Here is a 16,200-nt window from a genome sequence, read left to right as displayed (position 1 = left end):
GCAGAAACCGGATGAGCAGTTAGCGACCGCTGACGATGGCAAGGCCGCCTGTGGGCCCGGACACCCCGCATCGCACGGCTTTTGGGCGTGTGCAATTTCCTTTCAGTGGGAGCCGTCTCCTCGCCCGGTGCCGATCGTTGTCAGGGCGGTGAGAGCATGCCTGGCTGCTTCCTCCGTCGTCGCGGGGCCGATCAGCCCGAGTAGCCGCCGCCGGTAGTCTTCGCCGAGCAACAGGCTGAAGAGGGCCGCGGCGCTCGACGAGGAGGCGTTCAGACCCCATTCGGCCCGGACGAGGTCAGCGAGACGAGAGATGTGGCGCAGGTCGCCGTTGTCATAGAGGTTCCTGGCCAACTCTGGGAATCTGAGCGACTCTGCGATCACCAGGCGATGCAACCCGATCATCTCGGCCGAGTGCAAGCGGAGGACGATGCGCGTTGCGAGCGATTCCAAGGTGTCGTGCGCAGGGGCATCCCCGCTCACCATTGAGGCCAGGCGCCGTTGCATCTCGGTGAATACCCCGGCCTTGTTGCCGAAATAGTTGTAGAGCGTGCGCTTGGTGACGCGGGCTGCGGCGGCGAGCTGATCCACTGTGGTGTCGCCGAACCCGTACTCAAGGAAGATCGGCAGCGCGGCCTCCAGAATCTGGGTGCGACGTTCCACGCGCTCGTCTTCGGTCGGTCGGCCGCGTTTGCGAACCGGCTGCGCCGTGTTCAGCGACTCCATACTGCGTCCTCCTGTGCTCCGGCTCTATGAAGCGACGGTACTACGGAGTTATAATGATACTAGTTCGTATCATTAAAATGAAGATCACCTCCACCCCACAAGGGGAGAGGAAAAGGAGTTCTCCGATGACCGCTCACACGCGGATGCCGCGGAAGCCGACCGTGCGCAAGCCCACCAACCCCGTGGACCCGACGGCAGCCTCGACCCCAACCTCGTCGAACCCACACGTCGGCCACCCGACGCCCGGCGACGACCGGCTGATCGAGTTTTACCGCGGCATGATGCTGATCCGGCGCTTCGAGGAGCGCGCCGCCCGCGCGTACACTCAGGCGCTGGTTGGCGGTTACTGCCACCTCAACCTCGGAGAAGAGGCGGCGGTCGTCGGCCTGATGGCGGCGCTGCAGCCCACCGACTACCTCTTCACCAACTACCGCGAGCACGGCTACGCGATCACCCGCGGCATCGACCCGAACCGGGTGATGGCCGAGCTCTTCGGCCGTGCCGACGGGGTCTCCAAGGGCTGGGGCGGCTCGATGCACATGTTCGACATGGAGAAAAGAATGCTGGGCGGCTATGGTATCGTCGGCGGCCAGCTTCCGCTTGCCACGGGCGCGGCTCTCGCCATCGACTACCGCGACGGCGAGGAGATTGTGCTCTGCACCATGGGAGACGGCACGACCAACATCGGCGCCTTCCATGAGTCGCTCAACATCGCAGCCCTCTGGAACCTGCCGATCGTCTATGTCGTGATCAACAATCTGCTCGGCATGGCGACGACGGTCGACCGGGCCTCGGCGGAGCCGGAACTCTACAAGCGGGCCTCCGCTTACCGGATGGACTCGGAGCGGGTGGACGGTCTCGACCCGCTGGCCGTGTTCGAGGCGGCCGAGCGTGCCGTGGCATCGGCGCGCGCCGGCAAACCAGTCCTGCTCGAGGTGATGACCGAGAGGCTGCGTGGGCATTCCGTGGTCGACCCGGCGAAGTACCGCACGGCCGAGGAGCTCATCCTCGTCAAGGAACGCGATCCCCTCCCCACCTTCGCCGCCCGGCTCATCGCCGACGGGCTGCTCGACGACGAGACGATGACGGCCATCGATGAGCAGGCCACGGCCCGCGCGAGCGAGGCCACGGCGTTCGCCGAGAACAGCCCGTTCCCGGACGTTTCGACGCTGTTCGACTACACCTACGCCACACCGGTGCCCAACGACTCCCGCCGACTGCCCGGTGAACCGTTGTACGAACCGGCGCCGATCCCTGAGCGAGGAACAAACCAATGAGCATCATGACCTACCGCCAGGCGCTGCACGATACGATCCGCGAGGAGATGCTGCGCGACGAAAACGTGTTCCTGATGGGCGAGGAGATCGGTCTCTTCGAGGGCGCGTACAAGATCACCGCAGGTCTGCTCGACGAATTCGGCGAGAAGCGCGTGCGCGACACTGCGATCGCCGAGGAAGGCTTCACGGGCGCGGCGATCGGCGCGGCCATGCTCGGGTTGCGCCCCGTGGTCGAGATCATGACAATCAACTTCTCGCTGCTTGCCCTTGACCAGATCGTGAACCACGCCGCCAAGATCTACGGCATGTTCGGCGGCCAGGCGAGGGTGCCCCTCGTCATTCGCACCCCGGGGGGTGGCGGACAGCAGCTCGGCGCGACCCACTCGCAGAACATCGAGTTGTACTACGCCTTCGTGCCCGGCATGAAGGTCGTCGCCCCCAGCACACCGGCGGATGCCAAGGCGCTCATGCTCGCGGCGATCCGAGACGATGACCCCGTCTTGTTTCTCGAAAACCTCTCCCTCTATAACACCAAGGGTGAAGTGCCCGATGGTGATGCTCCCGCGGTCATCGGCAGGGCCGCAGTTACCCGGCCGGGGCGAGACCTCACCCTCATCGGGTATTCACGGATGGCGTGGGTCGCCTCCCAGATCGCCGAGCAACTGGCGCAGTCCGATGGCCTGGACATCGAGGTGATCGACCTGCGCAGCCTGCGCCCCCTCGACCGCGAGACGATCGTGGAATCGGTGAAGAAGACCCACGCAGCCGTCGTGCTCGAGGACGACTGGCTCACCTACGGGATCGGCGCCGAAATCGCCGCGACGATCTCCGACGGAGCCTTCGACTATCTGGACGCGCCCGTGCGTCGCGTCGCGATGGCCGAGATCCCCCTGCCCTACTCAAAACCACTGGAGACGGCCGCGTTGCCGTCAGCGGATGATGTCATCGGCGCCATCCGCCAGACTCTCGACGCCGTCGGTCACCGCCGTACCTCGATGGGCAACAACTCATGATCGAAATCACCATGCCTCGCCTCTCCGACACCATGGAGGAAGGTGCGATCGCGGTCTGGCACAAGCAACCGGGCGACAGGGTCGAGATCGGCGATGTGCTCGTCGAGATCGAGACCGACAAGGCCACGATGGAATTCGAGGCCTACGAGGCCGGCACTCTCGTCAAACACCTCGTGCCGGAGGGTGAGCAGGCCTCGATCGGCACACCGATTGCGCTGCTCGACGATGGCAAGCAGGATGCCACGCCCGCCGACTCGGCCGACGTGGCCCGCATCCCGGCCAGCTCTGAGCTCGACGCCGTATCGCCCGCTCCCAGCTCCCGACCGCTTCGGGCGACGGATGCGGTGCACGACGACGGTGCGCGATTGTTCGCGTCTCCGCTCGTGCGCAAGCTGGCCCGCGAGAACAATCTCGACCTCAGCCAACTGCGCGGCACCGGGCCCGGCGGCCGCATCATCCGTGCCGACACCGACGAACTGCTCGCCCACCCAGCCGCTGTGACGGCCGGCGCAGGCGAGCCAACCGCGCTCGCCGACGCGCCCGGAGTGCCCGCGTCAAAACCAACAACACCGGCCGTATCCGCTCCGCCCATCGACGACAAGCGTGGCTCCGAAGCGGCCCCGCTCAGCAACATGCGCCGCGTCATCGCCCGGCGATTGGGAGAGAGCGCCCGGACCGTTCCGCACTTCTATGTCACGGCTGTCGCCGATGCCGAGAACCTCGTTCACCTGCGCACCGAGTTGAACGCGCAGCTCGTGGCAGCGGGGCGGCCGAAGGTGAGCATCAACGACCTGCTGATCCGGGCCAGTGCGCTCGCCTTGCGGGAGCATCCGCTGATCAATGCGTCGTACATCGACGATGCCGGCGGCGAGGTGCTCGTGCACAAACGAGTCAACGTCGGTGTGGCCATCGCCTCGGGCAATGGGCTCGTCGTTCCCGTGATCGAGAACGCAGACCAGAAGACCGTCAGCCAGCTCGGCACCGAGACCCGCCACCTTGTGTCCCTGGCCAATGAGAAGAAACTCACCGCCGAGCAGATGTCCGGCGGAACCTTCACCATCAGTAACCTCGGTATGTTCGGCGTCGAGCAGTTCACGGCGATCATCAATCCGCCCGAAGGCGCCATTCTCGGGGTCGGCGGCATGGCACGGGAAGCCGTCGTCGTCGGCGACGCGATCCTCCCGCGACACCGGATGCGTTACACACTGTCCGCCGACCACCGCATCATCGACGGCGCCCTCGCCGCGCAGTTCCTGCAGACACTGACCCGCCTGATCGAGAACCCGTGGACGATCATCGCCTGACCGATATTCATCCAGAGAGACCAGGAAAGAAGTGACGATATGCAACGGGTTTCGTTGGCAGCACTCGCCCCGACTGAACTGGAACTGGCGGTCCGTGCGCCCAGCCGCGGAGCGCCGGAACGGTGGTCGGAGGCGAAGGATCTTCGCGAAGACCACGCGGGCTCCAAGAGCCCGGATTCGGATTCGATCGAAGGTTTCGTGGAACGGCTCGCCCAGACAGAAGCTCGACCGAATAGTTTCAATCCCTTCGATAGTTCCCTTCCGGAGAACGCCGCTCGGCGCCGAAACCTGGGTTTGTATTTACGCGAAATGGCTGAGCACCGGCCCCGGGTTCTGCTCCTCGGGGAGGCGCCCGGTTATCGAGGCATGAGAATGACGGGAACACCGTTTACCAACCGGGCAATTCTCCGGAACGGGGTTGAGCACTTCGGGCTGTTTGGGTCCGATAAGGGTTATCTGGTGCCGACTGAGCTCGCGCCGGTCGCGTCTGAACCGACCGCGACCGTGATGTGGCAGACGCTCACGGAACTGGATTTTCTGCCGCTGCTGTGGAGTGCCTACCCATTTCATCCACACCAGCCGGGGATCCCGCTGTCCAATCGCACGCCCTCGGCTCCTGAAATCTCCGCCGGGCTTCCGGTGTGGACGGCCTTGGCTCAACTCTTCGGCATACGAACGGTCGTCGCTGTCGGCAATGCGGCCCACCGCAGCGTGCTTCTTTGCGGGCAGGATGCGGCCAAGGTCCGCCATCCGGCCCACGGCGGCAAGGTCAAGTTCAGGCAAGGCCTGGAAGTTCTCCTGGCACAAGGTATCGACGACGACAGATCAGGCGAATCAGTCTGGCCCGTCTGAGGGCGGGCGGCTGTGATTTCTGCTCGAACGGTGAGCGCTGGCCGTCCATGGTCAGGACTGCGAGACTGGAGCCAGCGAGGAAGCGGGTGGATCATGGTTAGTAAACATCAGGTGAAGGTGGGCCGAGCCTATGACGAATCGGCGCGAGGGGATGGCCAACGTGTGTTGGTGGATCGGATCTGGCCTCGGGGGCTGAGCAAGGGGGAGGCCGACTTCGACGAATGGTGCAAGCAGGTTGCTCCGTCCACGGAACTGCGCAAGTGGTACAACCATGATCCAGAGCGCTACGCGGAATTCGGGGTCCGTTACCGGGTCGAGCTCGAGGAACCCGAGCGTGCGGAAGCCGTCGAGCACCTGCGCGCCCTGGCCCGGCACGGTAACCTGACCCTGATCACCGCTACCAAACAGGCCGAGATCAGCGAAGCTGCAGTACTCGTCGAACTACTGAAAGGCTGAATCCGGGTCCGATCGGGGATAGCGGTTTGTCGGCGACAGTCGTCTGCTCGCCTCCCCGGCTAGATGAGACCGACGAGGACTCCTGTCCCGGTGAGGAGGAGACCCACCCCGGGGAGCACGAATCCGTTGCCGTTGCCGTCCCTCAGCCGATCCTGGCCACCGTCACGGCGATTTCGGCGATCTCCTGGTCCGCGCGGCCTCGCAGGTGTTCCATGATCGCATCGTGCACGCGTCGGCAGACATCGGTCGCGGCGTAGCCGTCGGTCACGCCGATCTTCACGGCCACAGAGAGACCGGCCTTGTCGCGGGCGACGAGAACCGAGTTGGCCGATGGCGGGCGGCGGGTGAGGGCATCCACTGCGCTCGTGATCACGGTGGCGATGAGCGGAGCGGCGGAGTAGAGGGTGTCCACTCCGGGAACGGCCAGGACGGCCTCGTCGAGGTGGTCCGCCGGGGGGAGAACGTCGCTCATCGCTGCTCGGTTTCGCTCGGGGGAGTGGCCGGCCTGAGGTACAGGTCACGAACGGTGATGTCGATCGCGGCGATGGTCAGATCCGTGTGCTGCGCGAGGGCGGCGTAGAGCGACTGGCGCAGGGCCTGGGCCTTGGCCGGGATGTTCTCGCCCTGGCACACGGCGGCGTCCACGCGAATGGTGATCGGGGTGCCGGGCGCGGTCACGTCACCGTCGAGGCGACAGCGGCCGACGATGATGTTTTCGATCCCGTCGCCCGTCGCCCGCAGGAGCCCGCGAACCGCGCCCTCGGTGACGACGAGTCTGGCTGTCGGTGAGGGATGCGCGATGGGGATGTCGCGGCCCGAGCGGGCCTCCAGATTGATGTTCTGCAGGATCGACCTGACCCAGCCGTCGCTGCGCTCCGATTCACGCTCCACGTCGCTGGAGAGGAGGGAACGCTGCACGCCACGGAGGCGTTGCAGGCTGCGCAGGGCGATCTGGCACTGCGGCGAGTCGTCGATGGTCGGGTCTGCGGGGGTGCGGTTCCGGTCGAGGTAGTCGCTCAGCTCTTCGATGGTGTGGCCGACCAGGTGGGTCAATTCACGGTCGGCGGTGTCCAGGTCGAAGGCGACGAATGGCTCGTCTGGTGAGGTCATCGCCATTCCTCCATTTCCCGGAGAAGAGTTTTACGTGCTCGTGCGAGCAGGCCCCGAACCGTCGAGACGGGAAGCTCCAACTCTTCGGCAATCTCACCGTAGCTGCACTCCGCGAGTTCACGCAGCGTCCAGCACCGCCGCTGGTCCTCCGGCAGATCGACCAGAGCGCGTGACAGTGCCTCGGTCTGGGACTCCGCTTCGGCCAGTCTATGGGGAGACTGATGCTCGGGCGCGGCCGGTTCGGTGAGATCGATGTCGGCGTGCTGGCGTCTCGCCCGCAACCGGTCGATGCTCTTACGGCTCACGATGCGCATCAGCCAACTTTTAACCGCGCCGCCGTCTTCGAGGGTGGAGAGCTGCTGCCAGGCCGTGATGAACGATTCCTGAACGACGTCGTCCATCTCGTCGTTGGACCCCAGTACCCGTGCGGCGTATACCCGCATGAGCGGCCCGTAACGGCGCACGATCACCTCGAACGCCCGCACATCCCCGTCGGCGGCGCGATCGGCCAGCGTCAGGTCGGATGCCGTGTCGAGCGGGGACGGGACGTGTTCCCTGAGCGTCGCGGGCATGCCATCCCCCTCCTGCAGTCACGTTGTACGCCGAAATTTTTCTCACGATTGCGTGACAAATATGTCACAGGTCGCGTCCTACAGGTGAACACCTGAACCAAACCGCGGTATGGGCCACGAACGTGTGAGGCCCCCAACGATTGAAGTCTCCTATGGATCCGAGCAGTGCTTCTCCGAACGCTTTGGTCCCGGCACGCGCGCTGGGGGCCGAACCAGGGTCGGCGACAGGCCGGGGCCGCACCATCCGCAACGACAGTGTGTCGGGGAGGGTCATCGACCTCGCCGCCCGCGAAGTCGCCGGAGTGCACGCGCTCGGCACGGCGGGGCTGCACGTGACCGAGGCCAACGGGACCGTCACCGACCTGCACCTGCCGGTTACCGGCGACCCGAAAAACGCCCTGACTTTCGCCTGGCGCAGCCGCGCCGAGCTTCCCCGCCACGAAACATCGAACGAAAGCGAGATCAACATGAGTGCAGGCGACAAGATCAGCAACGCCGCCGAGGACGTCAAGGGCAAGGCCACCGAGGCAGTCGGCAAGGCGACCCACGACGACTCCAAGATCGCCGAGGGCAAGGCCGAGCAGGCCTCGGCCAGCGCGAAGAAGGCCGGCGAGAACATCAAGGACATCTTCAAGGACTAGCGGTTCGGCAGCGTGCGGCGGGCCATCGGGCCCGCCGCACGCATCCGTCCTCCACCCGTCGACCACGACCGGCTCGAACCTGCACACCGGGCGGGCCGAACCTCACCTCGCCGCACCACCCCAGACGCACCTCACCCAGGACCGTGACCTCATGCACCTCTCCTTCCCGTCCTTCCCGATCGCGCCGTTCCAGACGCGGGGACCTCTCAGCTCCCAGCTTCTGACCGCGCTCTCCCTCCCGGCCGACGACTCCGGTTCCAGCCTTGGCGGATTCATCGTCGCCACCGCTGAGGCGCTCGGGCAGTGCACCGATATCGTCAACGACGACGATCTCCAATTGACCCTGTTCCTGCTCTACGGCCTGCACTACGGGGGCGTCGTGCAGTCGGACCCGGCCTGGGAATGGCACCCCACGACCATCGTCGCCCGGGTGGCCATCGAGCAGGCCCTCGAAACCAGCCTGCGCGCGAGGGTTCCCCAACCCCCGCTGCCGTCCTCGAACCAGGACGCCGTCGCCCGCGCCCTCTTCGCGCTGACCATCGCGGATCAGGGTCCCAGCCTGTCCCGGTACCTGGCGCGGAAGGCGACCGAGGAACAAGCGGTCGAATTCATCGTGCACCGGTCCATCTACACACTCAAGGAAGCCGACCCGCATTCGTGGGCCATCCCGCGACTGACCGGTCGCGCCAAAGCGGCGCTGATCGAGATCCAGGCCGACGAATACGGCGGAGGACGCCCCGAACGCATGCACTCGAGCCTGTTCGCCGACACCATGTGCGGGCTGGGCCTCGATACGCGCTACGCCGGCTACGTGGACCAGGTGCCGGCGCTCGTCCTCTGCTCGTTCAACATGATGAGCCTGTTCGGGCTCAACCGTCGCCTGCGCGGTGCCATCGTCGGCCACCTTGCCGCCTTCGAGATGACCTCGGCAATCCCGAGCCGGCTCTACGGTGACGGGTTCCGCCGTCTGGGCTTCTACGAGACCGTCACCCGTTACTTCGATGAGCACATCGAAGCGGATGCCGTGCACGAGCAGATCGCCGGCCGGGACCTTGCCGGGGCGCTCGCCGAAGACGACCCGCAGACTCTCCCCGACATAATGTTCGGGGCTGCGGCCTGCCTGGCCATGGACGGCTGGGTGGCCGAACACCTGCTGAAAAGCTGGCAGGCCGGGCGCAGTTCGCTCCGAAGCCCGCTCGCCGAGGCGACCGGGCGGCCGCTGGCCAGATCCGCGGTGGCCTCGTGAACCCCGCGCCGACCGACCCTGCCGCGCCAGGCAGTTGAGACCACGCGCTCGCTAGCCGAGTTGTCGCACGACCGGGGGCCGTCATCGAATGGGGCGAACTGCGGCCCCCAATCATCCCTGTTCGGATCGATCCAGCCCGAACAGACCGAAGCCAGGAGAACCCATGAGACTGCCGGACAGACGCCACCGTCGCGCCGCCGACTCCCCGCCCGACGGACAGCCCGAGGCACCTGCCCCGGACGACCCGCGCAAGCCGGAATCCCCGGCCGACGTCTCGAAGCGGTCCTGGCTGTACGCCCTGCGCCGCACGGTGAGCGAATTCGGCAGGGACCAGTGCGGCGACCTCGCCGCCGCGCTGACTTATTACGCGGTGTTGTCCCTGTTCCCGGCGCTGATCGCACTCGTGTCCCTGCTCGGCGTCGTCGGGCAGGGCAAGCGGTCGGCCGGCGCCCTGCTATCAATCCTCGGTTCCGTCGCCCCCGCGGGGGCGCTCCAGGTGATCCGCGGCCCGATTGAGCAGTTCAGCACGTCGCCGGCGGCCGGGTTCGCCCTCGCTTCGGGCATCGCGGTGGCGGTGTGGTCGGCATCCGGCTACGTCGGCGCCTTCGGCCGGGCGATGAACCGCATCTACGAGGTCGAGGAGGGCAGGCCGTTCTGGAAGCTCAAGCCGGTGCAACTGCTCGTAACCGTCGCCGCCATCCTGCTCATCCTCGTCGTCGCCATCGTGCTCGTGCTCTCGGGGCCGGTGACGGATGCCGTCGGCAACGCCCTCGGCGTCGGCGAGACCGCCCGGGTGGTCTGGTCGGTGCTCAAGTGGCCGCTCCTCGCCGCCGCCGTCGTGTTCCTGATCGCAATCCTCTACTACGCCACCCCGAATGCCCGGCAGCCACGGTTCCGATGGCTGAGCGTCGGCGCGGTGCTGGCCCTGCTCGTGATCCTTGTCGCCTCGGTGGGCTTCGGGTTCTACCTGGCCACTTTCGCGAACTATGCGAAGACCTACGGTCCCCTGGCCGGCATCGTGGTGTTTCTGCTCTGGCTCTGGTTGGCCAACCTCGGCCTGTTGTTCGGGGCCGAGTTCGACGCCGAACTCGAACGCGGCCGTGAGCTGCAGGCCGGAATCGCCGCCGAAGAGACCATCCAACTGCCGGCGCGCGACACACGCACGAGCGTGAAGGCGGCCGAACAGGAAAGAAAGGCGGTCGAGGCCGGGCGCCGGATCAGGGACACGCATCGCGCGGGTCACCCCGCCAAGCGGCAGTAGCGGTCCCGGTTCGCCTCACCGGGCCTGCCGACTCCCGTTTCGAGCGGCGCCCCGGGGTGCTAGCGTGCCGGGATGAAGCAGAGAGAACTCTTCCTCCAGTCGGATGCCGCGTTGCGCTCCGTCATCGACCGGATCACTCCCGCGCAGCTGGCTCTCCCGGCGCCCGGCGACTGGTCCCGCACAAAGAACCCCAGCCTGCGCGATATCCTGGCTGACCACGCCCGCGACGAGGCCTGGCTGCCCGCGGTGCTGGCTGGGCGCACCATCGCCGAGGTCGGCGATGACTATGCGGGCGACCTGCTCGGCGACGATCCGATCGGAGCCTACGACCGGCTGGGCGATCTGGCCACCACAGCGGTCTCGGCCGACCTCGATCCGGAAAAGACCGTCCACCTGAGCTACGGCGATTTCCCGCTCGCGGACTACTTGCAGCACATGAGTATCTACCGTGCGTTCCAGGCCTGGTCGATCGCGAAACTGATCGGGCTGGACTACACGATGCCCGCGCCGCTCGTCGAGAACCTGTGGGAGCAGATCGGGCCCGAGATTCCGGCCTGGCGGGAGATGGGCGTGTTCGGCCCCGAGGTGGACGTTGCGCCCGATGCCGACCGCGAGACCCAGCTGCTCGGCAAGACCGGTTACTGGGTGCCGTGACTCAGATCCAGTCGTTGCGCTTGAACAGGATGTAGAGCAGGGCCGACAGGCCCACGATCAGGCCGATGGAGCTGTAGTAGCCGAACTCCTGGCTGAAACCGGGGTATGGCACGTTCTGTCCGTAGAACCCGGTGATGGCGGTCGGCACGGCGATGATCGCCGCATATCCGGTGACCTTCTTGGTGATCACGTTGAGCCGGTTCCCCTGGATCGCGAGGTTGGCCTCGAGGATGCTGGTGGCCAGGTCCCGCAGGCTCTCGGTCCATTCCATCGCTCGAAGCACGTGGTCGTAGACGTCCTGGAAATACGGTCCCATCTCGTCGCCGAGCAGGTGCAGGTCGCGGCGGAGCAGCGTGTTGACGACCTCGCGCATCGGCAGGATCACCCTCCGCAGGGTGACCAGGCTCTTGCGAAGCTCGAAGGAACGCCGCTGCACCAGTTCCTGATCCGCGGTGGGAACGAACAACCGGCTCTCGAGCTCCTCGATCTCGTCGTCGAGGGCCTCGACCGCCTCGAAGTAGCCGTCGACGAGATAGTCGAGCAGCCCGTGCACCAGGAACGCGACGCCGTTCTTCGTGAGGTCGGGAGAGGAGTCCCACCGGGCGACGATCGCGTCCACGTCGAACCGGCCGTTGCGGTGCACGGTCACGAGGGCGCGGCCGGTGATGAAGGCCGCGATCTCGTGCGTGGTCACCCGCGAGGTGGCAGGGTCCAGGTCGGCGGAGTGCGCGGAGAGGAAGAGGTGGTCGGGATAGCGGTCGAGTTTCGGCCGCTGGCCCAGGCTGAGCGCGTCCTCGACCGCGAGTTCGTGCAAGCCCAGTTCGTCCGTCAGGAGGGCGAGGTCGTCTTCGCCCGGATCATCGAGGTCGACCCACACCACGGAGTCGGGTACCTCCAGGTGCTCGGAGACGTCGGCGAGAGAAAAGCCCTCGTCGACGAGGAGGCCATCACGGTAACAGCGGGTTCGAGGTGTGCGCACCCCCACAGTCAACCAGCTATCACGCTGCTCAGATCCCGTACAGGTCGTCCCAGCCGTTATTGGACAGTGTGCCCGCGTCGGCCTCCGCGTATGCATAGGCCGGCTCGGCTCGGGTGTTCAGCACCCGGGTGCGCTCCCGAAGGTAGGCGATGGCGTCGGCGGTGTCCGGATCCTTGGCCCGGGTCTTCTCCGGCACGCTGAGGAATTCGCTGGTCGGGCCGACGACGAGCTGCACCAGCATGGTGTGACCGTCATCGGTGAGCGCCGGCAGCTCCAGAAACTCGGAGCTGTTGCAGGCCGGCAGGGCGACCGCCAATTGCAGCAGGGCGTCCGCCGCGCCGTCGGTGGTAAGGAACGATTTTCCGCAGTATGCGACTCTCTTCATGGAAGTGCCTTCCCCGCGACCGTCTTCGAATGATCACACTCAGGTCGATGCAGTCACGGTAGCGCGGCCGGACCGATCCCGCTGTCGGCCGTAAAGGGGACAAGTAAAAGTGGGAAGGGCTTAGATCAACGCCCGTTTTGTCCCCAGCGTGCCAGGTCGGCTGGGGTGTCAATCACCTGCGTGACACCGGTATCCGACAACTCGATTCTGAAGCTCGACGCACCGATGGTGGTGCGCACGCTCAGCTCCGCCCGGGCGTCACCGTTCGACCACAGCAGCCGCGCCTCGTCGTCGCCGCGGGTCGTCCAGCTGAACTCGCCGTCGAATGCCGGATGCCCGGTGCGCATTCTGGCGAGCCCGAGTTGCGCCTGGGTCACCTCGGCGTCGAGGGCCCGGTCGACCTCGTCGGCGGGGTAGCGGTGCCGATTCACGTCACGCCCGTTGCCGGTCTCGTCGAACAGTGCGGTGTCATCGAGCCCGCCGAGCAGCCCGACGTAGTAGACCTGCGGGCGGCCGGGCAGGAAATGCTGCACGGCGCGGGCGAGGAGGTAGGGAACCGTCTCCCCACCGAGGGTGCTGAAGAAAGTGGCGTTGATCTGGTGGGGGAGCGTGAACCACTCCGGCACCACCGAGGCGATCGACGAGTGTCCCGCGGTGGCCACGTCGGCGCGCGCGAAGATGGCGGCCATCTCGGCCTGGTCGATCAGGCCGGGCCGCTCCCCGCCCGGGCCGGCGTCGATGATTCCGATGCCGTCGTGGGTGTCGAGCACGGTGATGGCGTTCTCCGGCCGGATCTCGAGCCAGCGGGCGAGGCGATCGACGGTCCCGGTGCCGAGGGAATGCAACAGCAAGGGGGCGAGCGCGAAGTCGTAGACCCAGTCCACGAGCGGCGCGATCGCCAGTTGCTGGCTGTAGTGCGCGTGCACCTCCACGAGCACGTCGACCCCGGCCTCATGGGCCAGGGCGACGACGACCTCGGCGAACGCGAGCGTCTCCGGCGTCATGAAACTGTCGGTGCCGGGCGTCTTGACCGCGTAGCCGACAGCGTCGAGCCGCACGGTGCTGACGCCGCCGTCGGCGAGGGCCCGCAGGACTCGCCGTAGGTAGGTGAGTGCGGCCGGGTGGTTCACGTCCAGATCGACCTGGCTGGGCATGAAGGTCGTCCAGACGAGGTGGCGGCTGCCGTCCGCACCCTGGTAGGCCGTGAACGGGAGGCCGGGGCGGGGCCGGTAGAACGCGGTGATGGCGCGCTCGCCGCCGCCGTGGGGAAAGACGGTGTCGAAGGTGAGGAACATCCCCGCGAAGTCCGACGCGTCGCCACGGGCGAGCCAGTCGACGAACTCCGCCGAGGAGGATGACACGTGGTTGACGATCAGGTCCGAGGTGAGCCCGCGGGTGCGGGCGAGTGCCCGCAGATCGTCCCAGGTGCCGAGGCGCGGGTCGACCGAGGCGTGGTCGATCGGGTCGAAGCCGGCATCCGCCCCGTCGAATGGAATGTAGAACGGGAGCACGTGCACGCTGGAAAACGCGCGCAACGGCCCGTCGAGCAGCGCCTGCAGCTGCGGGATGGTGCCGCCCAGTCGATCGGCGTAGACCAGCAGCTCAACATCGGACATTTCTCACTCCCGTGCATTCCGGCGGCACGCCGGTCGACGACACGGCGGCAGACCACGATCCCGGACGGCGGGCGCGGCACCGGTTCAGAAGTTACGGCACGCGCAGGCTCAGCGCAATTTGCGCGTTGCCGCGACGGCCGGCGACGGGCCGAACCAGGAGATCCTGGCGCCGGTGGCCTCCGGGGCGGCCTCGTGCGAGGGATCCGTTGGAACGGGGGGCTCCGCTCGCCCGTTGCGGACGCTGGATTCTACGAAGGGGAAACTCATTCTGTGCCGGTCCTATCCAATCGGTAGGCCGGCTGACCTCTGACGGTCCCGTGCCTTTGCGACCCCGCCTTGCGACGGGTGTGCCCGTGCGATTGGCGGTGAGAAACCGCCAGGCCGGCTCAGGAAGATCGGCAGGCCTCGCGGGCAGTATGACCGGATGGCGGCGGGACGACAAGAGCCGCACCGTCCCGGTCGGTTGTGGAACCGGGATGGTGCGGCCCTCCGGCGCGGACGCCGGTCGGCTGCTACTCGGGGACTACCAGTGCCGGGGTGTCCTTGCGCAGGGTCTCGCCGCGGAAGAAGCTCGGCTGGCGCCAGTAGGTCAGCCCCATCACCAGGGTGCCGAGCAGGAGCAGCCCGACGCCGATGACGAAGACGAGACCGATCCCGAAGAGTTCGGAGCCGCTACCGAAGTCCGGGCTCCAGCTGCTCACCGCGGTCTGCACGAAGACGACAGTGAGGATGAGTCCACCCAGACCGGGGATGATCAGGCGCATGAAGAAATTGCGGATGCTGCCGAAGAGGCTCTGGCGGAAGTACCAGACGCAGGCGAAGGAGGTCAACGCGTAGTAGAAGCAGATCATCAGACCGAGCGACATGACGGTGTCATTGAGCACATTGACGCTGATGATGGTCATCACCGCGTAGAACCCGCCGGCGATGGCGCCGGCGGCGATCGTCGCGTAGCCGGGCGAACCGAACCGCTTACTGATGCTGGCGAACTTCGGCGGGAGCGCGTTGTAATGCGCCATCGCCAGCAGCGTGCGCGCGGGGGAGGTCATCGTGGACTGCAGGGAGGAGGCCGAGCTGGCCAGCACTGCCAGGGAGATCAGGATGGCGAGCGGTCCCATGATGGGAGACGCGATGGCGGCGAAGATGTTGCCCTGGTTGTCGGGGTTGCCGAGGCCGATACCGTCGACCCCGACGCCGGAGACCATCATGGTTGCCACGATGAGGGCGAGGTAGAGGCCGAGCACGACGAGCGCGGTCAAGGTACCCGCCTTGCCGGCGGTCTTCTGGCCGCCCTTGGTCTCCTCGGTCATGGTGAGGCAGACATCCCAGCCCCAGTACACGAAGATGGCCAGCGAGATCCCGGCGGCGAACTGGCTGAAACTCTGCACCTGGGTCGGGTCGAACCACTCCCAGCTGAACGGGATCGCCGTCGTCGAGTCGGCGGAGCCGGCGCCGATGAGGGCCATGACGGTGAAGATGCCGAGGACCACGAGTTGGAAACCGACCAGGCTGTACTGAACGAGCTTGGTGGTGTGCAGGCCGCGGTAGCTGACCCAGACGGCCAGGGCCACGAAGAGCAGGCAGGTGGCGATGTTCACGGCGGTGTTGTCGGCGAGAGAGGCCAGGGAGGGATTGCCGAAGAGCTCGCCCAGGAAGACGTAGAAGAAACTGACCGCCACGCCAGCCAGGCTGGAGAGCACGATGATGTTGGCGGCGAGCATCCCCCAGCCGCCCATCCAGCCGATGAAGGGCCCGAAGGCCTTGGTGGTCCAGGTGAATGACGTGCCGCTGTCCGGGGAATCGGCGTTGAGCTCCCGATAGGCCAGGGCCACCAGGATCATCGGGATGAAGGCGACGATGAAGATCGCCGGCACCTGGAATCCGACCTCGCTGACGGTCGCGCCCAGGGAACTGGTCAGGCTGTACGCCGGGGCCACCGAGGACACCCCCATCACGACAACGGCGAGGAGGCCTATCTGACCGCCCTTGAGGCCCTTCCGGGTGATGCCGTGGGTGGTTCCGGCCGCATCGTGCAGCTGGTCGCTGTGCACGTGCGGCTGGTGGCCTGCGGCCGTGGAGGCCGGGGAAGGCCTGGTCGAGAGTTCGGTCAT

The 16,200-nt window shown here is 66.5% G+C and carries 17 protein-coding genes and 1 riboswitch; of the genes, 9 read left to right on the top strand and 8 right to left on the bottom strand.

The window, feature by feature from the left end:
- Window positions 1–102: 102 nt before the first annotated feature.
- The gene (locus tag E3O19_RS12290; RefSeq protein WP_134567993.1) at window positions 103–723 is read right to left on the bottom strand and encodes a TetR/AcrR family transcriptional regulator; all 621 of its coding nucleotides are present in this window, start codon (window positions 721–723) and stop codon (window positions 103–105) included.
- 125 nt (window positions 724–848) lie between these two features.
- Here E3O19_RS12290 and pdhA point away from each other — a divergent pair, with 125 nt between their 5' ends.
- The 5 genes from pdhA to E3O19_RS12265 all read left to right on the top strand — a co-directional run bounded on the left by pdhA (window position 849) and on the right by E3O19_RS12265 (window position 5,625).
- Window positions 849–2,000 (top strand): pyruvate dehydrogenase (acetyl-transferring) E1 component subunit alpha, encoded by a 1,152-nt coding sequence (gene pdhA, locus E3O19_RS12285; protein WP_241981354.1) that lies wholly within the window; start codon window positions 849–851, stop codon window positions 1,998–2,000.
- The gene (locus E3O19_RS12280) at window positions 1,997–3,013 is read left to right on the top strand and encodes an alpha-ketoacid dehydrogenase subunit beta (protein WP_134567989.1); all 1,017 of its coding nucleotides are present in this window, start codon (window positions 1,997–1,999) and stop codon (window positions 3,011–3,013) included. The genes pdhA and E3O19_RS12280 overlap by 4 nt, the downstream gene beginning before the upstream one ends.
- On the top strand, window positions 3,010–4,317 hold the full coding sequence (locus E3O19_RS12275; RefSeq protein WP_134567987.1) for a dihydrolipoamide acetyltransferase family protein: 1,308 nt from the start codon (window positions 3,010–3,012) through the stop codon (window positions 4,315–4,317). Before E3O19_RS12280 ends, E3O19_RS12275 begins: the two co-directional genes overlap by 4 nt.
- Before the next feature lie 39 nt (window positions 4,318–4,356).
- A complete protein-coding gene (locus E3O19_RS12270; protein ID WP_134567985.1) occupies window positions 4,357–5,169 on the top strand; it encodes a uracil-DNA glycosylase in 813 nt (270 codons plus the stop codon).
- 93 nt (window positions 5,170–5,262) lie between these two features.
- The gene (locus E3O19_RS12265; RefSeq protein WP_174776935.1) at window positions 5,263–5,625 is read left to right on the top strand and encodes a DUF488 domain-containing protein; all 363 of its coding nucleotides are present in this window, start codon (window positions 5,263–5,265) and stop codon (window positions 5,623–5,625) included.
- A 142-nt stretch (window positions 5,626–5,767) separates the two neighbouring features.
- Here E3O19_RS12265 and E3O19_RS12260 read toward each other — a convergent pair whose 3' ends face one another.
- Genes E3O19_RS12260 through E3O19_RS12250 form a run of 3 tightly spaced genes read right to left on the bottom strand, consistent with a single transcriptional unit; the run spans window position 5,768 to window position 7,307 of the window.
- Complete coding sequence (locus E3O19_RS12260) at window positions 5,768–6,097, bottom strand: hypothetical protein (RefSeq protein WP_134567983.1); 330 nt, start codon at window positions 6,095–6,097, stop codon at window positions 5,768–5,770.
- The gene (locus E3O19_RS12255; protein WP_134567981.1) at window positions 6,094–6,735 is read right to left on the bottom strand and encodes an Asp23/Gls24 family envelope stress response protein; all 642 of its coding nucleotides are present in this window, start codon (window positions 6,733–6,735) and stop codon (window positions 6,094–6,096) included. The genes E3O19_RS12260 and E3O19_RS12255 overlap by 4 nt, the downstream gene beginning before the upstream one ends.
- Complete coding sequence (locus E3O19_RS12250; protein WP_134567979.1) at window positions 6,732–7,307, bottom strand: RNA polymerase sigma factor; 576 nt, start codon at window positions 7,305–7,307, stop codon at window positions 6,732–6,734. Before E3O19_RS12250 ends, E3O19_RS12255 begins: the two co-directional genes overlap by 4 nt.
- A 467-nt stretch (window positions 7,308–7,774) precedes the next feature.
- On the opposite strand from E3O19_RS12250, the gene E3O19_RS12245 reads away from it, so the two are divergent.
- The 4 genes from E3O19_RS12245 to E3O19_RS12230 all read left to right on the top strand — a co-directional run bounded on the left by E3O19_RS12245 (window position 7,775) and on the right by E3O19_RS12230 (window position 11,109).
- Entirely contained in the window at window positions 7,775–7,948 is a 174-nt protein-coding gene (locus E3O19_RS12245) for a CsbD family protein (protein WP_134568023.1), read from the top strand.
- 151 nt (window positions 7,949–8,099) lie between these two features.
- Window positions 8,100–9,194 (top strand): iron-containing redox enzyme family protein, encoded by a 1,095-nt coding sequence (locus E3O19_RS12240; RefSeq protein WP_134567977.1) that lies wholly within the window; start codon window positions 8,100–8,102, stop codon window positions 9,192–9,194.
- Between the two features lie 163 nt (window positions 9,195–9,357).
- Window positions 9,358–10,455 (top strand): YihY/virulence factor BrkB family protein, encoded by a 1,098-nt coding sequence (locus E3O19_RS12235; protein WP_198413903.1) that lies wholly within the window; start codon window positions 9,358–9,360, stop codon window positions 10,453–10,455.
- A 72-nt stretch (window positions 10,456–10,527) separates the two neighbouring features.
- Window positions 10,528–11,109, top strand: coding sequence for a hypothetical protein (locus E3O19_RS12230; protein WP_134567975.1), 582 nt, complete (start codon window positions 10,528–10,530; stop codon window positions 11,107–11,109).
- 1 nt (window position 11,110) lies between these two features.
- On the opposite strand, the gene E3O19_RS12225 is transcribed toward E3O19_RS12230, so the two are convergent.
- From E3O19_RS12225 to E3O19_RS12210, 4 genes are all read right to left on the bottom strand, one after another.
- Window positions 11,111–12,088 (bottom strand): magnesium transporter CorA family protein, encoded by a 978-nt coding sequence (locus E3O19_RS12225; protein WP_241981352.1) that lies wholly within the window; start codon window positions 12,086–12,088, stop codon window positions 11,111–11,113.
- Window positions 12,089–12,116: 28 nt separating this feature from the next.
- Window positions 12,117–12,473, bottom strand: coding sequence for a hypothetical protein (locus E3O19_RS12220; RefSeq protein WP_134567971.1), 357 nt, complete (start codon window positions 12,471–12,473; stop codon window positions 12,117–12,119).
- Between the two features lie 125 nt (window positions 12,474–12,598).
- Window positions 12,599–14,089: an alpha-amylase family glycosyl hydrolase gene (locus E3O19_RS12215; RefSeq protein WP_134567969.1), complete on the bottom strand. Its 1,491-nt coding sequence runs from the start codon at window positions 14,087–14,089 to the stop codon at window positions 12,599–12,601.
- Between the two features lie 286 nt (window positions 14,090–14,375).
- Window positions 14,376–14,451, bottom strand: a riboswitch (cyclic di-GMP riboswitch).
- 150 nt (window positions 14,452–14,601) lie between these two features.
- Entirely contained in the window at window positions 14,602–16,200 is a 1,599-nt protein-coding gene (locus E3O19_RS12210) for an APC family permease (protein WP_134567967.1), read from the bottom strand.

This window comes from Cryobacterium algoritolerans (assembly GCF_004402785.1).
Classification (GTDB): domain Bacteria; phylum Actinomycetota; class Actinomycetes; order Actinomycetales; family Microbacteriaceae; genus Cryobacterium; species Cryobacterium algoritolerans.
Note: the sequence above shows the minus strand (reverse complement) of the source record. Positions and strands in the feature narration are given on the sequence as shown.

Bases quoted from the DNA above. Each gene is read 5' to 3' on its own strand.
- E3O19_RS12290 (WP_134567993.1), bottom strand. From the start codon at position 723: ATGGAGTCGCTGAACACGGCGCAGCCGGTTCGCAAACGCGGCCGACCG.
- pdhA (WP_241981354.1), top strand. From the start codon at position 849: ATGACCGCTCACACGCGGATGCCGCGGAAGCCGACCGTGCGCAAGCCC.
- E3O19_RS12280 (WP_134567989.1), top strand. From the start codon at position 1,997: ATGAGCATCATGACCTACCGCCAGGCGCTGCACGATACGATCCGCGAG.
- E3O19_RS12275 (WP_134567987.1), top strand. From the start codon at position 3,010: ATGATCGAAATCACCATGCCTCGCCTCTCCGACACCATGGAGGAAGGT.
- E3O19_RS12270 (WP_134567985.1), top strand. From the start codon at position 4,357: ATGCAACGGGTTTCGTTGGCAGCACTCGCCCCGACTGAACTGGAACTG.
- E3O19_RS12265 (WP_174776935.1), top strand. From the start codon at position 5,263: ATGGTTAGTAAACATCAGGTGAAGGTGGGCCGAGCCTATGACGAATCG.
- E3O19_RS12260 (WP_134567983.1), bottom strand. From the start codon at position 6,097: ATGAGCGACGTTCTCCCCCCGGCGGACCACCTCGACGAGGCCGTCCTG.
- E3O19_RS12255 (WP_134567981.1), bottom strand. From the start codon at position 6,735: ATGACCTCACCAGACGAGCCATTCGTCGCCTTCGACCTGGACACCGCC.
- E3O19_RS12250 (WP_134567979.1), bottom strand. From the start codon at position 7,307: ATGCCCGCGACGCTCAGGGAACACGTCCCGTCCCCGCTCGACACGGCA.
- E3O19_RS12245 (WP_134568023.1), top strand. From the start codon at position 7,775: ATGAGTGCAGGCGACAAGATCAGCAACGCCGCCGAGGACGTCAAGGGC.
- E3O19_RS12240 (WP_134567977.1), top strand. From the start codon at position 8,100: ATGCACCTCTCCTTCCCGTCCTTCCCGATCGCGCCGTTCCAGACGCGG.
- E3O19_RS12235 (WP_198413903.1), top strand. From the start codon at position 9,358: ATGAGACTGCCGGACAGACGCCACCGTCGCGCCGCCGACTCCCCGCCC.
- E3O19_RS12230 (WP_134567975.1), top strand. From the start codon at position 10,528: ATGAAGCAGAGAGAACTCTTCCTCCAGTCGGATGCCGCGTTGCGCTCC.
- E3O19_RS12220 (WP_134567971.1), bottom strand. From the start codon at position 12,473: ATGAAGAGAGTCGCATACTGCGGAAAATCGTTCCTTACCACCGACGGC.
- E3O19_RS12215 (WP_134567969.1), bottom strand. From the start codon at position 14,089: ATGTCCGATGTTGAGCTGCTGGTCTACGCCGATCGACTGGGCGGCACC.
- E3O19_RS12210 (WP_134567967.1), bottom strand. From the start codon at position 16,200: ATGACCGAACTCTCGACCAGGCCTTCCCCGGCCTCCACGGCCGCAGGC.